This is a genomic window from Polaromonas sp. Polasp52 (assembly GCF_059491565.1).
On the sequence record NZ_CP168513.1, the window covers coordinates 711,997 to 728,192 of the forward strand.

Below are 16,196 nucleotides of genomic sequence, written 5' to 3' on the forward strand. Positions count from 1 at the left end.
CTCGCAGTGAGCGACCGTGGGGGTATATAATGCTAGGTTTGCTGCAACATCCACAGACTCCTCCCCAGGATTAAAGGAATACATATATGGCTACCGCCAAACCCAAGAAAAAGAACCCGCGCCTTGCGTCGGGCCGCAAACGCGTCCGCCAGGACGTCAAACTCAACGCCGCGAACACCTCGCTGCGCTCCAAATACCGCACCGCTGTGAAAAACGTCGAAAAAGCCGTTGCAGCCGGTGACAAAGACAAAGCCAAGGACCTGTTCGCCAAGGCCCAGAGCATTGTGGACACGGTTGCCGACAAGGGCATCTTCCACAAGAACAAGGCAGCGCGCGACAAGAGCCGCCTGTCCGCCAAGGTGAAAGCCCTGGCACTGGCCCCCGCAAAGGCCGCCTAAGCAATTAGGCAAATCGCCCGGACGGCATCTTCTTAACGAAAATACCGTCCGCCGTTTTGTAGGGTGCGCTGCAGCAAAGCAAAAAAGCCGTCGAAAGACGGCTTTTTTGTTGGCGCTTCAAAAACCTCAGTCAGCCCTTGGGCGGCTGGTCGGGGAGTAAACAGGCTTCGGCCATCTGCAAGTCGTTGTCTTTCGCGAAATTGATGGCGAAATCCCAGGCCATGGGCTCGGCCTCGCGCAGCTCCGCGTTGACGACCACACACTTCACGCCGTTGATGACCGTGGGCACACACCAGGGGGAGTAGGTCAGGTGGCTGCCGGGCTGGGGGCCGCCCGGGCGGAAATGGCTCATCACACCGCACAGCCTGTCGGCCCAGTCGCTGGGCCGGAAGGTTTTGCCGTCGCGGGTAATACCCTGGATAAAGACTTCTTTGGCGGTGTTGGAGACCATCGGGTGGAGGGTTTTTTGCGCTGCCCGGCATGGGAAAAGGATGGGATTTCGGCCCATGCTGCAGCGCACAACAATTCTAGCGTAACTCTGACTCTTATATAAGACCTGGAAGACAAATTTTCAATGGCAACGATAGTGGGCGGCGCCCGGGCGCTTGCATCGCAGTGATGCAGGAACGTCACAAAAGGCCGCAAAGTCTGCGCCTAAAATCAGCCCAGGCCCGCATCAACTGCTGCGGGCCTCGAATTTTCCGCACTGTCACAGCCCTTGTTCCGGAGTTTTCCATGACCGCAGCCCTGCCCAAGCACATCGAAGCCGCCTCCCCCCACGTGATGAACACCTACGGCCGCCTGCCCATCGCGCTGGACCACGGCCAGGGCTGCCGCGTCTGGGACGTCAACGGCAAGGCCTACCTCGATGCGCTGGGCGGCATCGCCGTCAACACCCTGGGCCACAACCACCCCAAGCTGGTGCCGGCCCTGCAGGAGCAGATCGCCAAGCTGATCCACACCTCCAACTACTACCATGTGCCGCTGCAGGAAGCCCTGGCGGCCAAGCTGGTGGAGCTGTCGGGCCTGGAAAACGTGTTTTTCTGCTCCACCGGCCTGGAAGCCAACGAGGCCGCGCTCAAGCTGGCGCGCAAGTTCGGCCACGACAAAGGCATTGAACGCCCGGAAATCGTGGTTTATGAAAAAGCCTTCCACGGCCGCAGCATCGCCACCCTGAGCGCCACCGGCAACCCCAAGGTGCAGGCCGGCTTCGGCCCGCTGGTCGAGGGTTTTATCCGCGTGCCGCTCAACAATATGGACGCGCTCAAAGCCGCCACCGCCAACAACCCCAATGTGGTCGCCGTGTTCTTTGAGGCCATCCAGGGCGAAGGCGGCATCAACAGCATGAAGGACGAGTACCTGCGCGAGGTGCGGGCGCTCTGCGACGAACGCGACTGGCTGCTGATGATCGACGAAGTGCAGTGCGGCATGGGCCGCACCGGCAAGTGGTTTGCCCACCAGTGGGCCGGTATCAAGCCCGACGTGATGCCGCTGGCCAAGGGCCTGGGCTCGGGCGTGCCGGTTGGCGCCGTCGTCACCGGCCCCAAGGCCGCCCACATCTTCAGCCCCGGCAACCACGGCAGCACCTTCGGCGGCAACCCGCTGGCCATGCGGGCCGGTGTGGAAACCCTGCGCATCATGGAAGAAGAAGGCCTGCTGGCCAATGCCGTGAAGGTGGGTGAGCACCTGCGCGCGGTACTGGCGCGCGAATTGGCTGGCGAAAAAGGCGTGAAGGAAATCCGCGGCCGCGGCCTGATGCTGGGCATTGAGCTGGCCGTGCCCTGCGGTGAACTGCTGGGCCGCGCCGCCGAAAACGGCCTGCTGCTGAGCGTGACCGCCGACACCGTGATCCGCATGGTGCCCTCGCTCATCATGACCACGGCCGAGGCCGACGAGGCGGTGGCCATCCTGGTTCCGCTGATCAAGCAGCTGTTGAAAGAGAAAAACGCGTGACCTCTGCGATCCCCTCCAAGCCCGCCCCCGTGCGGCATTACCTGCAGTTCAGCGACCTGAATGCGGCGGAATACACCTACCTGTTCGAGCGCGCCGCCATCATCAAGAAGAAGTTCAAGACCTACGAAAAACACCAGCCGCTGGTCGACCGCACGCTGGCCATGATTTTCGAGAAAGCCTCGACCCGCACCCGCGTGAGCTTCGAGGCCGGCATGTACCAGCTGGGCGGCAGCGTGGTGCACCTGACCACCGGCGACAGCCAGCTGGGCCGGGCCGAACCCATCGAGGACAGCGCCAAGGTCATCAGCCGCATGGTCGACCTGGTGATGATCCGCACCTTCGAGCAGACCAAGATAGACCGCTTCGCCGAGCATTCGCGCGTGCCCGTCATCAACGGCCTGACCAACGAATTCCATCCCTGCCAGATCCTGGCCGACATCTTCACCTACATCGAGCACCGCGGCTCCATCAAGGGCAAGACGGTGGCCTGGGTGGGTGACGGCAACAACATGGCCAACACCTGGCTGCAGGCCAGTGAAATCCTGGGCTTCAAGGTGCACGTCAGCACGCCGGGCGGCTACGAGGTGGACCAGTCCATCGCCGGCATACGCTCGGCCGAAAGCTACAAGGTCTTCAAGGACCCGATGCAGGCCTGCGCCGGCGCCGACTTGGTCACCACCGACGTCTGGACCAGCATGGGCTACGAAGCCGAAAACGAAGCACGCAAAAAGGCTTTTGCCGACTGGTGCGTGGACACCGAGATGATGCGCGCCGCCAAGCCCGATGCACTCTTCATGCACTGCCTGCCCGCCCACCGCGGCGAGGAAGTCGAAGCCGAAGTCATAGACGGCCCGCAGTCGGTCGTCTGGGACGAGGCGGAAAACAGGATGCACGCGCAGAAGGCGCTCATGGAGTTCCTTCTGCTCGGGCAGCTCGCGTAACACGCGAGCTGAAGGCGCGCAGCGCCGGCATGCTGTTTCGGCGCAGGCTCATGTGCGCAAAGCGCACGTGAAGCGGCCACAGGCCGCGTGCCGAAGCCAAAACAGGATGCACGCGCAGAAGGCACTCATGGAGTTCCTTCTGCTCGGGCAGCTCGCGTAACACGCGAGCTGAAGGCGCGCAGCGCCGGCATGCTGTTTCGGCGCAGGCTCATGTGCGCAAAGCGCACGTGAAGCGGCCACAGGCCGCGTGCCGAAGCCAAAACAGGATGCACGCGCAGAAGGCGCTCATGGAGTTCCTTTTGCTCGGGCAGCTTAGCTAAGACCCTGGGCAACTTGCTCATCAGGGCGAGAAGGTCGAACCGGCATAGCCAGCAGCCTTTCCAGAAAGCATGGATCACTGCGGACGGTCAATTTCCAGCGCCGCCGCAGCGCCAAGAAGCGCCGGTGACTGCCCTGCCTGAATCACATAAACAGGTATTTCCGACAGCTGTCGCGCGAAACGGCCTTTCGCCTCGAAGCGCTGCCTGAATGCGGAGCGATTGAACACCTCACCCAGACGCGGAACAATGCCGCCGCCTATGTATACCCCGCCACGCGCACCCAGCGTAAGCGCCAGATTGCCGGCAACCGTTCCGAGAAACGCGCAGAAAAGTTCGAGCGCCTCAAGCGCCTGCGAATCGCCGTGCTCCATGGCCGCCGCCACCACACCCGCGGCACCGAATTCGGCAACAACCTTCGCCCCGTCGATCTCCTGCACAGCGCGGTGAAGATCGGCCAGCCCCTGGCCGCACACAGCGCGCTCGGCCGAAGGGTGGCCATACCGGGAGGCGAACCACTGAAGCAGCTGCTGCTCTCGCGCCGTGCAGGCCGCCAGAGTGACGTGGCCGCCCTCGCCCTCGATCGCTACCCATCCACCGCGGCCGTCAGGCAACAATCCGGACACACCCAAGCCGGTACCGGGGCCGATCAAAGCCTTTGCGGCGAGAGGAGCCGCTTGCCCACCCAGCACCTGACGCAGTTCCGCGGGACCGAGGGCCGGCAAGGCCAGTGCCAGGGCGGTGAAGTCATTCAGCACACGCAAGGTCGTGAAACCGAACTGCACTTTTAACGCGCGAATGGAAAAAGCCCAGTGATGGTTGGTCATCTGTACCTGGTCGCCAAACACGGGATTGGCGATGGCGATTGCGCAATTCGCGGGCGCGTTACGTCCCAGGATCGACAGGTAATGCCGAATCGCATCCGCAAGTTCCGGGTATCCGGCACAGGGCAAGATCACAAGGCGATTGATGGGCTCCCCGGCACCGTTCTGCCACGCGAAACGTGCGTTGGTCCCGCCAATGTCGGCCAAAAGCCGTGCATTGCCGTGAGGACTGGTGGGAACTGCAGCCATCAATTCCTCGGAGTTGATCGCGGCCGGAGCCGGAGAATGCCACCCGGCGACCGGCTCACGACGGTCGGCCCTGGCAGAAAACGCCGCCCCCATCACTCCATCGTGATTTTTGCGGTCTTCACGATATCGCGGTACAGCGCGGCCTGGGGACCGATGAACGCGCGCATCTCGCGCCCGGGCATTGGGGCGACCGTGATGCCGGCCTCCGCCAACTTGCTGCGCACCTCAGGCTGAGCAAGGGCTTCGAGCAAGGCCTTCTCATAAGCGACCACGATGGCGGGAGGCGTTCCGGCCTTCAGGAACAAGCCTTGCCACAGCGGCAGCGAAATGCCGTTAAACCCCTCTTCCTCGCCAATGCGCCTGACATTCGGCAACTGGGCGACACGCGCGCCATCCGACACCGACAAAGCCTTGATCTTGCCGTCCTTGAGAAAAGGCATGGCCGTCGACAGCACCAGCATCGCGCTGTCCACCTGGCCGCCGACGAGGTCATTCACGATCTGGGCACCGCCGCGGTAGGGGATGTGCAGCATTTCCACCTTCGCCTGCTTGTTGATGAGCGCACCATAGATATGCTGCATCGTCCCAATGCCGGGGGTGGCGTAATTGAAGCCAGCCTTGCCGCTTTTGCGCTGCGCAACGAGCAGGTCGGACAGCGTTGCATAAGGGGAGCCCGCGGGAACGGCAAAAATCATCGGCACGGTGGTCATGCGCCCCACGGGCAAAAGATCTTTATCCCAGTCAAGGCGGGTCTTGGGATTGACCATGGGCACAAGCACCGTGTCGGTGCCACCCATATAGACGAGGTTGCCATCGGCCGGCGCATTGAGCACTTTCTGCGCGGCGATCATGCCGCTGGCGCCAGCCACGTTCTCGACAATGACCTGTCGCCCCAGGCGCTTGGACAGCTCGGTGCCGACAACACGCGCGACCAGGTCGGCACTGCCACCCGCGGAGTAGCCGACCACCAGCGAGATGGGTTTGTCGGATTGCGCATGGACAACACCCGACAACAACGCGCCGGCGCCCAACAAGGCAAGTTGATTCAACAGTCTGCGTTTCATGCCGGGCTCCTTTCAGAAGGTGTGCTTGATGCCAAGATCGAACGCCGTCGTGCGGCTCTGGCCGACCTGCTTGGCGGAGCCTACATTCGTATACAGCAAGGTGCGCTTGCTCAGGTCGTACTGAACCCCCGCCCCCACCATTTTCGAATTGAGATGGGTTGCCGGGCGCAGGTTGCCGTAAGAGACATAGGTGCGCCCAAAACTCAGGGGCACCAGCGCAGACACGGTGAACGAAGTGGCGTCACCGTTGAGGCCGCCCTTGGCGCGTGAATAACTGGCGGTGGGGCGGACCACACCAAAGTCATAGCCCCCCGCAATGAGCTTGAGGTTGGTCCTGTTGTCCAGGCCATCGTAGGCTGCGCCGAGCCAGACCGGGCCGTCTTTGTACTGGATGTTGGCGGAGGTGCTCCGCTGGCGCGTGCCTTCACCCAGGCCGGTTGCCAGCTCGAAGCTCACGGCGCCCAGCGCCGGGGATTTGTAGCCTATGGTGTTGCTCCAGCGAATGTTGGAAGCCTCGACCGTCGCAGCGACCGGGAGGTAGTTTGCGTAGGTGTAAGTGGAGCCGGTCTGGCTGACATAGCTCCAGAGCGTGGGATCGGTATTGAGCGCAACCGTGTACGCTGCCGAGTATTCACGGCCGGAATAAATCTCGCCCCAGTCCTTGCTGCCTATGGCAAGCACCGAACGGCCCAGCCAGAAAACATTGGCGTTGCTCAGCGCCCCCGTGTCGGTGGCAAAGCGGGTCTCGATCTGAAAGCGCGTGTACATGCCGCCGCCCATGTCTTCCTCGCCACGAAAACCCAGGCGGGAGGTGTTGCCGGCTTTCACGTTCCAGTCATCATTGGGAGCCCTACCGGGCAGCATCCCGGCTGGCGTGGTGCCGCTGGTCGCTTTTGTCAGCCCTTGGTCAACGATGCCGTAAATCGTCAGTGATGACTGGGCGTGTACTGAAAAAGCCGGGGCCAGTGCGCTTGCGGCCAGCAATGCGCTGCGCATGGCAGCGTTTCGGGCGCTGCATGGGCCCGAAGGTGGAAAGAGGAATGTCTTCAAGCTTGTCTCCTTGTTATGCGCCAGCCCAATTAGCCGGCGGAGGCAGTATATATGTATTTATTGTATTGCCGTACAATTAATATTGTATCGGACCAAATTCCTGCTGCCACCAGAGGCCTCATACCCTTATCTACAGCCTCCAAATTCGTCACAAGCCTTCCAAATCAATGCAATTCATACAATATGCAATAGCAAACCCGCCTACCGCGGATTTCCCTGCCACCGCCAGCCCCCGTGCAAACCGTTTCGACCTGACTGGAACCCCATGAACATCGGAATGTTCGAATCCTTCATCACCGGCCATTGGTTCAGCGCTGAAGCCAAATGCATCTGGAGCGATGTCGCCACGCTGCAGGCCTGGCTCACCGTCGAAGCCGCCCTGGCCAGTGCCCAGGCTGAACTCGGTGTCATTCCTGCCGAAGCCGCCGCCACCATTGCGGAGAAAGCCGATGCCCGGCTGTTCAACCTGGAGCGCCTTTCGAGCGACATTGCCTTCGCCCAGCACCCGCTCGTTCCCGTGCTTTACCAGTTCGAAGAGCTGTGCGGCGAGCCTGCCGCCGGTTTCATCCATTGGGGTGCGACAACGCAGAACATCTTCGATACCGCGAGCTCATTGCAGATGTTTGAAACGCATCAGTTGCTGGCGAACCATCTGGATGCGGCCATCGCCGCCTTCGGCCAACTTGCGCTGGCGCACCAAGCCACCGTGATGCCCGGCCGCACGCACGGCCAGCACGCCTTGCCCATGACTTTTGGCTTCAAGCTCGCCGGCTGGCTGGACGAACTCGACCGGGACCGCGATCGGCTCAAGCAGCGATTGCCATCGTCATTCGTGGCGAGCCTGGGCGGGGCCATAGGCACTTTCGCGGCCATGGGCAGCGCGGGGCGCGAGGTCGAGGTGCGGATGGCCGCGCAGTTGGGACTTGAGCCGGCGGGGCTGCCCATGCGTTCGTCCTACGACCGTGTCTGCGACTACATCTCTGCGCTGGGGCTGCTGGCCGGCACTGCGCAAAAAATCGCGCAGGATGTCGTGTTCATGCAGCGCACCGAGATCGGCGAGGTTGCAGAGGCATTTCACATGGGGAAGGTGGGCAGCTCGACCATGGCGCAAAAGCGCAACCCGTCGACCGCGCTATTGCTGGCCAGCCTGGCGCGCATGATGCGAGCCCGGGTGCCGGTGGCGCTCGAAGCGATGGTTCGCATGGATGAGGGCGACGCGTCCGCGACCAATGTGACCGATACGCTGTTGCCGGAAATTGCCATCATTGCGGCGTCGATTGCCGAAACCCTCGCGACCCTGGCCCAGGGCCTCGTCGTACACCCCGAGGCGATGCGCCGCAACCTCGAGTTATCAAACGGCCTGATCGCGTCGGAAGCCGTGATGATGCGGCTGACCAGGCTGATGGGGCGGCATGAAGCGCATCAATTGCTCTATGAAGCGGCGCAGCGGTCCCAGTCCGAGGGCGTGCCTTTCATGACGACGATCGGCGAGCATCCCCTGTTTGCAAAACGCGAGCTTCCGCCCGACCTGGTGCAGGCGCTCGTCGCCAGCAGCTATGTCGGCGAATCGGTGGTGCTCACGCGCGAAACTGTGGAACGCGTGGCCGGCAGCGGCGCCGCAATCGATTGACCCGCCTTGCTCGTCACCGGGATCAGGCGCACGCCGTAGGGCAAGGAAGGGTCGGCCCAGCGCATATTGATCGCCTGGTACAGCGACTCGATCTGGTCGGCAACGCTGCACCCCATGGTGTCAAAGAAGTTGGCGTGTTCGTTCGCCAGATCCGTACGCCCCAGCAACACCACGCTCAGCGCCGATGGGATGCCGACGCCGGCATCCGACAGCAGTTGCCGGAATTTGGCGCCATCTTCAACGCCCCATGCCACCAGGGCAGTGAACGGCAGCCGCCCTGAGGCATCAAGGCTGGCCTTGATCAGGTCTGCAAGCGCCGCTTCGTAATTGTCGTCAGGCAGGTGCGGCACAGTGATCTCGTGGAACTCGGTGTCCGCCAGGGTGCTCTGCAGGTATTCAAACCGCCGGCGGCCCATCTGCGTTGCCAGAACGGGGGACGACGTTGCCGCGTACGCGATGTGGCCATGGCCTTGCTGCCGTAAAAGGGCAATCGCCTTGGCCAGGGGTTCGCCCCACTCCATGCCGACCGCCTCGACGTCCGTGCCGGCGAGCGTCGCGCCATCCACCGCCAGCACATCACATTTATCCCTCAGCGCGGCGAGCAAATCGATGGTGATGGTCTTGTAAGTCGACTGGACCACGCAGGCGTCAAAACGGGGCGAGCCTTTCAATACGGTGCGCGCATGGGCCGGGTCGGTGTATGAAACTTCCAGCACCCGATGCCCGTCGGCGGTGAACCGGCGCTGCAGGCCTTCCACCAAAACGCGGCCGCGGGTGATGCTGATGGAGCGCCGCAGCAGAAGCACCGACCTCGTTGCCTGCAACCGGGAGCCGGTGTTAGCCAGCGCAGGCTCGCCATCCCCCCGAAAGTAGGTCCCACGCCCCACCTGTGAATCGATCAGTCCTTTGGTTTTGAGGCCTTGAAAGGCGCGCTGGACCAGCATTTGCGATACACCGAAGCGGCGCATCAAATCACGTATCGGTGGCAGGCGATCGCCGGGACGGGCATTGTTCGCAAGCTCGTCCAGGTACTGTTCCAGGTCGGAGGCCGTATTGTTCATATACATACAATACAACACATTTTGCTGGTGCCGCCCACGCTGATCCGCAGCTCAAGTGGCAGCGTCAATCAGGGCCGCATCAACCGCGCCCCACAAACGGCATCTTCGTGGCCATGATGGTCATGAACTGCACATTGGTCGACAGCGGCAGCGACGCCATGTGCACCACCGCCTCGGCCACTTCCTTCGCATCCATCATCGGTTCAATGGCGATTTCGCCATTGGCCTGGGGCACGCCCTTGGCCATGCGCGCGGCAAGCTCCGTCATCGCATTGCCGATGTCGATCTGGCCGCAGGCGATGTTGTACTTGCGGCCGTCCAGCGAGATCGATTTGGTCAGGCCTGTGATCGCATGTTTGGTGGAGGTATAGGGCGCCGAGTTGGGACGCGGCGCATGGGCCGAGATCGAGCCGTTGTTGATGATGCGGCCGCCCTGGGGCGATTGGTCTTTCATCAGCCTGATGGCGCCCTGCGCGCAAAGGAAAGAACCCGTGAGATTGATGTCGACCACATTGGTCCATTGCTCAAACGTGATGTCCTCGATGTTCACCGGCGGCGCGCCCACGCCGGCGTTGTTGAACAGCAGGTCGAGGCGGCCGAATTTTTCCTTGACCTTGGCAAAGGCCGCCGCCACGGACTCGGGCTTGCTCACGTCGGTGGGCAGCGCCAGCGCGCGGTCCGTGCCGGACTCCTTGGCGACTTCGTTGAGCGGCTCCACACGGCGCCCCACCAGCGCCACGCTGTAGCCTTCACGCAGCAGGGCCAGGGCCACGGCCTTGCCGATGCCTGTGCCCGCGCCGGTGACGAGTGCGACTTTGCCGTTGGACTTGTTCTCGGAATTCATGGTCTGCCTTGTCTCTCTTGAAAGGTTAGAGGGAGGTATTGCTGATTGGTAAATCGATGCAGCGATGGGCCACAGGTCTGGATTGTGCCCCAGCCTCGCCAAGGCCGCATGCGGCCTGGGCGGGCCATCATCGCCAGATACTTTAAGTCTCAAGTATTTTTGAGATTGTTGGAAATAACCGACACCACGGCTTTTTTGCCGGTGCTACCTTTGGATCCATGCCTGCCTCTACCCCATCAGCACCGCGCAAACTCTGGGACATCTCACCGCCGGTCGATGAGAACGCCGCCGTGTTCCCCGGTGACACGGCCTACTCCCAGACACTGCATTTCTCCCTGGCACCGGGCTGCCCGGTCAACGTCAACAGCATCACGCTGTCGCCGCACACCGGCGCCCACGCCGATGCGCCGCTGCACTATGCCAACGGCGCGGCCAGCGCCGGCGAGCTGGACCTTGCCCCCTACCTCGGGCCCTGCCGCGTGATCCATTGCCTGGACTGCGGCCCACTGGTCTTGCCCGAACACGTCGCCCACGCGCTGGACGGCCTGCCACCGCGCGTGCTGCTGCGCACTTCGCACAGCGCCAGCCAGGCCTGGCAAGCTTTCACCGCCATCGCGCCTGAAACGCTGGCATTGCTGGCACGCAAAAACATCTGCCTGATCGGCATAGACACGCCCAGCGTGGACCCGGCCACCAGCCAGGATCTGCCCAGCCATCACCAGTTGCTGGCGCACGGCCTGCGTGTGCTGGAAAACCTGGTGCTCGACGAGGTGGCCGAGGGCGATTACGAACTGATCGCCCTGCCGCTCAAACTGACCCGGGCCGATGCGTCCCCCGTGCGCGCCGTGCTGCGCGAACTTCCCTGAAACCCAAAAACTTTAGCTATGACCACACTCCAGGACTGCCGCGCCCTTGACGCGCAAGACCCGCTGCGCACGCTGCGCCAACAATTCACGCTGCCCGAAGGCGTGATCTACCTCGACGGCAACTCGCTGGGCGTGCTGCCCGTGACGGCGGCCGCCCGCGTCGCCGAGGCCGTCACGGCCGAATGGGGCCAAGGCCTGATCCGCTCCTGGAACAGCGCCGGCTGGTTCGAGCTGCCGCAGCGCCTGGGCAACAAGATCGCCCGACTGGTAGGCGCGGCCCCCGGCGAGGTGGTGGCCACCGACAGCACCTCCATCAACCTCTACAAAGTGCTCAGCGCCGCGCTGCATATCGCGGCCCAGGACGCGCCCGGGCGCAAAGTGATCGTCAGCGAGCGCAGCAACTTCCCGACCGACCTCTACATCGCCGAAGCCCTGTGCCGCGAGCGCGGCTTTCGCCTGCAGCTCGTCGAGCCTGAGGAGATCGCGGCCGCCCTCACCCGCGAAGTGGCCGTGCTGATGCTGACCCATGTGAACTACCGTACCGGCGCCATGCATGACATGGCCGCTGTGACCGCCGCGGCCCATGCCGCCGGCGCGCTCACCGTCTGGGACCTGGCGCACAGCGCAGGCGCCGTGCCGGTGGACCTGAATGCGGCAAACGCCGACTTCTCGATAGGCTGCGGCTACAAATACCTCAACGGCGGCCCCGGCGCGCCGGCCTTTGTCTGGGTCAACCCCAAGCATGCCGACCGCTTCTGGCAGCCGCTGGCCGGCTGGTGGGGCCATGCCGCGCCGTTTGAATTCACGCCCGATTACCGGCCCGCGGCAGGCATCTCGCGCTACCTCTGCGGCACCCAGCCCATCCTGAGCATGACCGCGCTGGAATGCGGCCTGGACACCGTGCTGGCTGCCGAAGCGCTGGGCGGCATGCAGGCCCTGCGCAAAAAATCGCTGGCGCTCACCGACCTGTTTATCCGGCTCGTCGAAGAACGCTGCGCAGGCCACGGCCTGGGCCTGGCCACGCCGCGCGAACATGCCCAGCGCGGCTCGCAAGTCTGCCTCACAAGAACTGAGGGCGCGTATGCCATCGTGCAAGCGCTGATTGCACGCGGCGTGATCGGCGACTTCCGCGCCGGTGACAGCGGCGCCGGCAAGCACCTGGACATCCTGCGCTTCGGCTTCACCCCGCTCTACATCGGTTTTGAAGACGTGTGGAACGCCGTTGAGCATTTGAAGCAGGTGCTCGAAACCAGCGAATGGAAAAAAGCCGAGTTCAACCAGAAGCACGCGGTCACATGATGAATACCCACAGCAAACCCCAAGCCCCTGAAGACATCGTGCGCGACGAAAAAGCGCGGCTCGACTTCAGCAAGTCCATGAGCTACGGCGACTATTTGCAGCTGGACGCCATCCTGGGCGCGCAGAAACCGCTCTCGCCCGACCACAACGAGATGCTGTTCATCATCCAGCACCAGACCAGCGAACTCTGGATGAAGCTGATGCTGCACGAGCTGCGCGCCGCGATCGCCAACGTCGCGAACGACGAGCTGGGCGGCGCCTTCAAGATGCTGGCGCGTGTGAGCCGCATCATGGAGCAGCTGGTGCATGCCTGGGACGTGCTGGCCACCATGACCCCGCCCGAGTACAGCGCCATACGCCCCTACCTCGCCAACTCCAGCGGCTTCCAGAGCGCGCAATACCGCTGCATCGAATTCGCCCTGGGCAACAAAAACGCCGCCATGCTCAAGCCCCATGCCCACAGGCCCGACCTGCTGGCGCAAGTGCAAGCGGCTTACGAAGCCCCTTCGCTTTACGACGAAGCCCTGCGCCTGCTGGCCCGCCGCGGCCTGGCCGTGCCGGCCAGCCACACGCAGCGCGACTGGACCCAGGGCTATGTGGAAAGCGAGGCCGTCGAACAAGCCTGGCTGGTGGTGTACCGCGACCCGAAAAAATACTGGGACCTGTACCAGCTCGGCGAGGAACTCACCGACCTGGAGGACGCTTTCAGGCTCTGGCGCTTCCGGCATGTGACCACGGTGGAACGCGTGATCGGGTTCAAGCGTGGCACGGGTGGGACGGGTGGAGTGAGCTACCTGCGCAAGATGCTGGATGTGGTGTTGTTTCCGGAGATCTGGAAACTACGCACTGACTTATAAGCGCACCGTGGTCCGAACGGTAGGCAACGGGGCTTTGGTGATCAGCAAGCGCCGCCGGCGCGATGACGCACTGCGGCCGCCGTCCCGGAAATACCCCGGGTCGGTCTGGTATGCCTTTGGACTTCCTTGCCCGACAGGCGCCCCGAGCTGGCGAGGATTTCCGCCTGTTCACGCCGCAGGCTGTTGAGTGCGGCGATGGGGCCCATGCCGAAGCTTTCCGCAAACTTGCGCTGAAAAGTGCGCCGGGACATATTGCACATGTCCGCCATCGCGTCGACGGACCAGTCGTGGTCGAGCCGGGCCTGCAACAACTCGATCAACTGGCGGAAGGGCGCAGCGGCCCTATCCTGAATCCTCAGGGCCTGGCTGTACTGGCGCTGATCGCCGTCCCTGCGTAAATAGACAAGCAGCCGCCGCGCGACACGCTGCGAGATATCGGCGCCATGGTCGCGCTCGATCAGGGCCAGCGCGAGGTCGATGCCCGCCGTAACACCCGCCGTGGTCCAGTACTTGCCGCTTTCGCAGTAAATCTTGTCGTCATTGACCTTAAGGTCCGGGAAGTCCCGCTGCAACCTCCCGGCAGATCGCCAGTGGGTGGTGACCTCCCGGCCGCTCAACAGCCCGGCGGCGGCGAGCAGAAAGGCCCCCGTGCAAACGCTGCAGGTTCTGCGCGTGGACGGGTCTCTTTCCCGCAGCCAGTTGACCAGTTGAAGATCGGCACATGCGGCATGGACACCGCCGCCACCCGGCACCACCAGCGCATCGATAGTCAATGCCGCGGCAGCCCCCAGAGCATGGTCCACATGGATTTTCAGTGCGCCATCGGCGCTCGTGACGGCGTCCTTCTGTGCCACGGTGGCCAGGCGATACACGGGAACGCCCACCTCTTCATTGGCCGTGGCAAATGCCTGCCACGGTCCGGCCAGGTCAATGGGCTGGAAGCCGTCGAACAAAAGAAAGGCCACGCATTTTGGCGCACATTCGCCCGCTTTTGGCGCTGTCCCCGCGGCACTCGGCCTTACCTTCAGCGTCTTAAGGAGCGTGTTCATGAAAGTTAATATTATTCTCTTCAATGCCCTGACACAACTTGATTTGACAGGGCCTTTTGAAGTCCTGGCACGTGTGCCGGGAGTGCAGGTCGAGCTCGTGGGGAAGTCACTGGAGCCGGTCCGCTCGGACCGCGGCCTCACGCTGGTACCCACCACGACCATCGCAAACGCAGCGCCCTGCGACCTGCTGGTGGTGCCGGGGGGGCCTGGAACCGACGACGCCCTACTGGATGCCGAGTGGGTTGGTTTCACCCGCAGGCAGGCACAGTCGGCGAAGTACATCTTCGGCATCTGCACGGGCTCGCTGCTGCTCGGCGCCGCGGGTCTTCTCAAGGGCAAGCGAAGCACCTGCCACTGGCAGGCTATTGATTTTCTGCCGGCGTTCGGCGCCATCGTCACCCGGGAGCGTATGTGTGTGGACGGGAATATCTTCACCGCGGGCGGCGTGACATCCGGCATCGACATGGCCTTGAAGGTCGTCGCCATGCTGAGGGGAGACGAAGCGGCCAAGCAAATCCAGCTCCAGATCGAATACGACCCCAAGCCGCCCTTTCCAGGTGGCACACCCTTGACATCGGAGCCGGCCATCGTTGAAAAATGCCTGGCGGCGACGCAGGCGCGGCGGGCCCTGCGGGCCTCGGCCGTCGGCCATGCGGCCCTGCGCATGCCAGCTTGAAAAGCATCGCTAACCCTGGAGAAACCTATGAGCAAAAAAATGTTTTCACTGCTTGTGTGGGCCTTGCTGGCATGCGGTATGGGCGCGCAGGCACAAGGTGTTTATCCCTCGAAACCGGTGACATTGATTGTTCCCTATCCCGCGGGAGGTCCCATGGACAAGCTCGCGCGGGAGCTTGCCTTGCCGCTGGAAAAGCAGCTGGGGCAGCCCGTCATCATCCAGAACCTGTCGGGCGCCGGAGGCAACCTGGGCAGTGTCGTTGCCTTGCGTGCGCCTGCGGACGGCTATACCCTGCTGCTGAACCATATCGGGATGGCGACAGCCCCCGCGCTGTACCGCCGCCTCGGTTTCAGCCCGGAAACGGATTTCGAACCTTTGGGCATCATGGCTGAATCGCCACTGATGCTGGTGACGCGCCCACAGATCGCCGCGGGCTCAGCGGTTGAACTGGTGCGGTGGATAGCCACGCAACCACAGGTCAAGCTGGCCAACGGCGGCATCGGGTCGGCATCGCACCTGTGCGGCCTGCTGCTGCAGTCTTCGCTGGGCATCGGCATGACCACCGTTCCGTACCGCGGGACCGCCCCGGCATTGGCGGATTTGCTGGGAGGCCATGTAGACCTGATGTGCGATCTGACGGCCAATGTGCTTCCCCATGTATTCAGCGGAAAAACCAGGCCCGTCGGCGTGACATCGGCCAAGCCGCTCAACGTTCCCGGCGCCTCGGCGATCCCGACACTCGAGAAATTCGGGATTCCCTCCGTCCGGGTGGGTGTCTGGTACGGCTTGTATGCGCCGAAGAACACGCCTCAGGCGGTGCAAACCAGGGTCAACAGCGCATTGCTGGCCGCAATCCAGACGGACGCCTTCAAAAAGGCGCAACTCGCTTCAGGAATCGATGTGGTTCGAGACGCACGCAACACGCCGGCGGGCCATCGAGAATACCTGCGCAGTGAAATTGCCCGCTGGACGCCGGTGATCAAGGCGGCAGGGGCCTACGCGGACTAGGGCCTGTTAACGCTATTTATGCAAGATGCGTTGCGAGTCAAAAAGGCCTTGAGCAAGGCGCAAAACGCAGGCGGGGCAGACCCCGTCAAGGCTTTGCAACGCCGCGCAAG

16 protein-coding genes are annotated in these 16,196 nt (G+C 63.0%); 9 read left to right on the top strand and 7 right to left on the bottom strand.

From position 1 onward, the window contains the following. Nucleotides 1–86 precede the first annotated feature (86 nt). Complete coding sequence (gene rpsT / locus ACEN9P_RS03505; protein WP_007864125.1) at nucleotides 87–398, top strand: 30S ribosomal protein S20; 312 nt, start codon at nucleotides 87–89, stop codon at nucleotides 396–398. Between the two features lie 130 nt (nucleotides 399–528). Here rpsT and ACEN9P_RS03510 read toward each other — a convergent pair whose 3' ends face one another. Continuing rightward, nucleotides 529–849: a DUF3579 domain-containing protein gene (locus tag ACEN9P_RS03510; protein ID WP_477661885.1), complete on the bottom strand. Its 321-nt coding sequence runs from the start codon at nucleotides 847–849 to the stop codon at nucleotides 529–531. 284 nt (nucleotides 850–1,133) lie between these two features. Here ACEN9P_RS03510 and ACEN9P_RS03515 point away from each other — a divergent pair, with 284 nt between their 5' ends. Continuing rightward, nucleotides 1,134–2,351: an aspartate aminotransferase family protein gene (locus ACEN9P_RS03515; RefSeq protein WP_495621098.1), complete on the top strand. Its 1,218-nt coding sequence runs from the start codon at nucleotides 1,134–1,136 to the stop codon at nucleotides 2,349–2,351. A gap of 8 nt (nucleotides 2,352–2,359) precedes the next feature. Beyond that, nucleotides 2,360–3,292, top strand: coding sequence for an ornithine carbamoyltransferase (argF, locus tag ACEN9P_RS03520; RefSeq protein ID WP_495622133.1), 933 nt, complete (start codon nucleotides 2,360–2,362; stop codon nucleotides 3,290–3,292). 394 nt (nucleotides 3,293–3,686) lie between these two features. On the opposite strand, the gene glk is transcribed toward argF, so the two are convergent. From glk to ACEN9P_RS03535, 3 genes are all read right to left on the bottom strand, one after another. Continuing rightward, entirely contained in the window at nucleotides 3,687–4,682 is a 996-nt protein-coding gene (gene glk / locus ACEN9P_RS03525) for a glucokinase (protein ID WP_495621099.1), read from the bottom strand. A 92-nt stretch (nucleotides 4,683–4,774) separates the two neighbouring features. After that, nucleotides 4,775–5,746 carry a Bug family tripartite tricarboxylate transporter substrate binding protein gene (locus ACEN9P_RS03530; protein WP_477661889.1) on the bottom strand — a complete coding sequence of 324 codons (972 nt, stop codon included), beginning with the start codon at nucleotides 5,744–5,746 and terminating at the stop codon, nucleotides 4,775–4,777. A gap of 12 nt (nucleotides 5,747–5,758) precedes the next feature. After that, nucleotides 5,759–6,742, bottom strand: a complete 984-nt coding sequence (locus ACEN9P_RS03535; RefSeq protein WP_495621100.1) for a porin — start codon at nucleotides 6,740–6,742, stop codon at nucleotides 5,759–5,761. 319 nt (nucleotides 6,743–7,061) lie between these two features. Here ACEN9P_RS03535 and ACEN9P_RS03540 point away from each other — a divergent pair, with 319 nt between their 5' ends. Beyond that, complete coding sequence (locus ACEN9P_RS03540; protein ID WP_495621101.1) at nucleotides 7,062–8,426, top strand: class-II fumarase/aspartase family protein; 1,365 nt, start codon at nucleotides 7,062–7,064, stop codon at nucleotides 8,424–8,426. On the opposite strand, the gene ACEN9P_RS03545 is transcribed toward ACEN9P_RS03540, so the two are convergent. Together ACEN9P_RS03545 and ACEN9P_RS03550 are read right to left on the bottom strand one after the other, a co-directional pair. Continuing rightward, complete coding sequence (locus tag ACEN9P_RS03545; RefSeq protein ID WP_495621102.1) at nucleotides 8,351–9,487, bottom strand: GntR family transcriptional regulator; 1,137 nt, start codon at nucleotides 9,485–9,487, stop codon at nucleotides 8,351–8,353. The genes ACEN9P_RS03540 and ACEN9P_RS03545 overlap by 76 nt on opposite strands. 79 nt (nucleotides 9,488–9,566) lie before the next feature. Beyond that, nucleotides 9,567–10,331 carry an SDR family oxidoreductase gene (locus ACEN9P_RS03550; protein WP_477661893.1) on the bottom strand — a complete coding sequence of 255 codons (765 nt, stop codon included), beginning with the start codon at nucleotides 10,329–10,331 and terminating at the stop codon, nucleotides 9,567–9,569. Nucleotides 10,332–10,549: 218 nt separating this feature from the next. Between ACEN9P_RS03550 and kynB the strand changes: the two genes are divergently transcribed. The 3 genes from kynB to kynA are packed head-to-tail and all read left to right on the top strand — an operon-like array spanning nucleotide 10,550 to nucleotide 13,353. Then, entirely contained in the window at nucleotides 10,550–11,197 is a 648-nt protein-coding gene (kynB, locus tag ACEN9P_RS03555) for an arylformamidase (RefSeq protein ID WP_495621103.1), read from the top strand. Nucleotides 11,198–11,215: 18 nt separating this feature from the next. Continuing rightward, the gene (gene kynU / locus ACEN9P_RS03560; protein ID WP_495621104.1) at nucleotides 11,216–12,496 is read left to right on the top strand and encodes a kynureninase; all 1,281 of its coding nucleotides are present in this window, start codon (nucleotides 11,216–11,218) and stop codon (nucleotides 12,494–12,496) included. Next, nucleotides 12,496–13,353, top strand: a complete 858-nt coding sequence (gene kynA / locus ACEN9P_RS03565; RefSeq protein WP_495622134.1) for a tryptophan 2,3-dioxygenase — start codon at nucleotides 12,496–12,498, stop codon at nucleotides 13,351–13,353. The genes kynU and kynA overlap by 1 nt, the downstream gene beginning before the upstream one ends. Nucleotides 13,354–13,394: 41 nt before the next feature. Here kynA and ACEN9P_RS03570 read toward each other — a convergent pair whose 3' ends face one another. Next, nucleotides 13,395–14,318, bottom strand: a complete 924-nt coding sequence (locus tag ACEN9P_RS03570; protein ID WP_495622135.1) for a GlxA family transcriptional regulator — start codon at nucleotides 14,316–14,318, stop codon at nucleotides 13,395–13,397. 82 nt (nucleotides 14,319–14,400) lie between these two features. Here ACEN9P_RS03570 and ACEN9P_RS03575 point away from each other — a divergent pair, with 82 nt between their 5' ends. Beyond that, nucleotides 14,401–15,078 carry a DJ-1/PfpI family protein gene (locus ACEN9P_RS03575; RefSeq protein ID WP_495621105.1) on the top strand — a complete coding sequence of 226 codons (678 nt, stop codon included), beginning with the start codon at nucleotides 14,401–14,403 and terminating at the stop codon, nucleotides 15,076–15,078. A 27-nt stretch (nucleotides 15,079–15,105) separates the two neighbouring features. Further along, nucleotides 15,106–16,086, top strand: coding sequence for a tripartite tricarboxylate transporter substrate-binding protein (locus tag ACEN9P_RS03580; RefSeq protein WP_477661897.1), 981 nt, complete (start codon nucleotides 15,106–15,108; stop codon nucleotides 16,084–16,086). Nucleotides 16,087–16,196 lie beyond the last annotated feature (110 nt).

What these genes read in the sequence shown, in the direction of transcription:
- ACEN9P_RS03550 (WP_477661893.1), bottom strand. Translation starts at nt 10,331, where the DNA reads ATGAATTCCGAGAACAAGTCCAACGGCAAAGTCGCACTCGTCACCGGC.
- kynA (WP_495622134.1), top strand. Translation starts at nt 12,496, where the DNA reads ATGAATACCCACAGCAAACCCCAAGCCCCTGAAGACATCGTGCGCGAC.
- ACEN9P_RS03575 (WP_495621105.1), top strand. Translation starts at nt 14,401, where the DNA reads ATGAAAGTTAATATTATTCTCTTCAATGCCCTGACACAACTTGATTTG.
- glk (WP_495621099.1), bottom strand. Translation starts at nt 4,682, where the DNA reads ATGGCTGCAGTTCCCACCAGTCCTCACGGCAATGCACGGCTTTTGGCC.
- ACEN9P_RS03510 (WP_477661885.1), bottom strand. Translation starts at nt 849, where the DNA reads ATGGTCTCCAACACCGCCAAAGAAGTCTTTATCCAGGGTATTACCCGC.
- ACEN9P_RS03530 (WP_477661889.1), bottom strand. Translation starts at nt 5,746, where the DNA reads ATGAAACGCAGACTGTTGAATCAACTTGCCTTGTTGGGCGCCGGCGCG.
- ACEN9P_RS03545 (WP_495621102.1), bottom strand. Translation starts at nt 9,487, where the DNA reads ATGAACAATACGGCCTCCGACCTGGAACAGTACCTGGACGAGCTTGCG.
- kynB (WP_495621103.1), top strand. Translation starts at nt 10,550, where the DNA reads ATGCCTGCCTCTACCCCATCAGCACCGCGCAAACTCTGGGACATCTCA.
- ACEN9P_RS03535 (WP_495621100.1), bottom strand. Translation starts at nt 6,742, where the DNA reads ATGCGCAGCGCATTGCTGGCCGCAAGCGCACTGGCCCCGGCTTTTTCA.
- ACEN9P_RS03580 (WP_477661897.1), top strand. Translation starts at nt 15,106, where the DNA reads ATGAGCAAAAAAATGTTTTCACTGCTTGTGTGGGCCTTGCTGGCATGC.
- rpsT (WP_007864125.1), top strand. Translation starts at nt 87, where the DNA reads ATGGCTACCGCCAAACCCAAGAAAAAGAACCCGCGCCTTGCGTCGGGC.
- kynU (WP_495621104.1), top strand. Translation starts at nt 11,216, where the DNA reads ATGACCACACTCCAGGACTGCCGCGCCCTTGACGCGCAAGACCCGCTG.
- ACEN9P_RS03540 (WP_495621101.1), top strand. Translation starts at nt 7,062, where the DNA reads ATGAACATCGGAATGTTCGAATCCTTCATCACCGGCCATTGGTTCAGC.
- ACEN9P_RS03515 (WP_495621098.1), top strand. Translation starts at nt 1,134, where the DNA reads ATGACCGCAGCCCTGCCCAAGCACATCGAAGCCGCCTCCCCCCACGTG.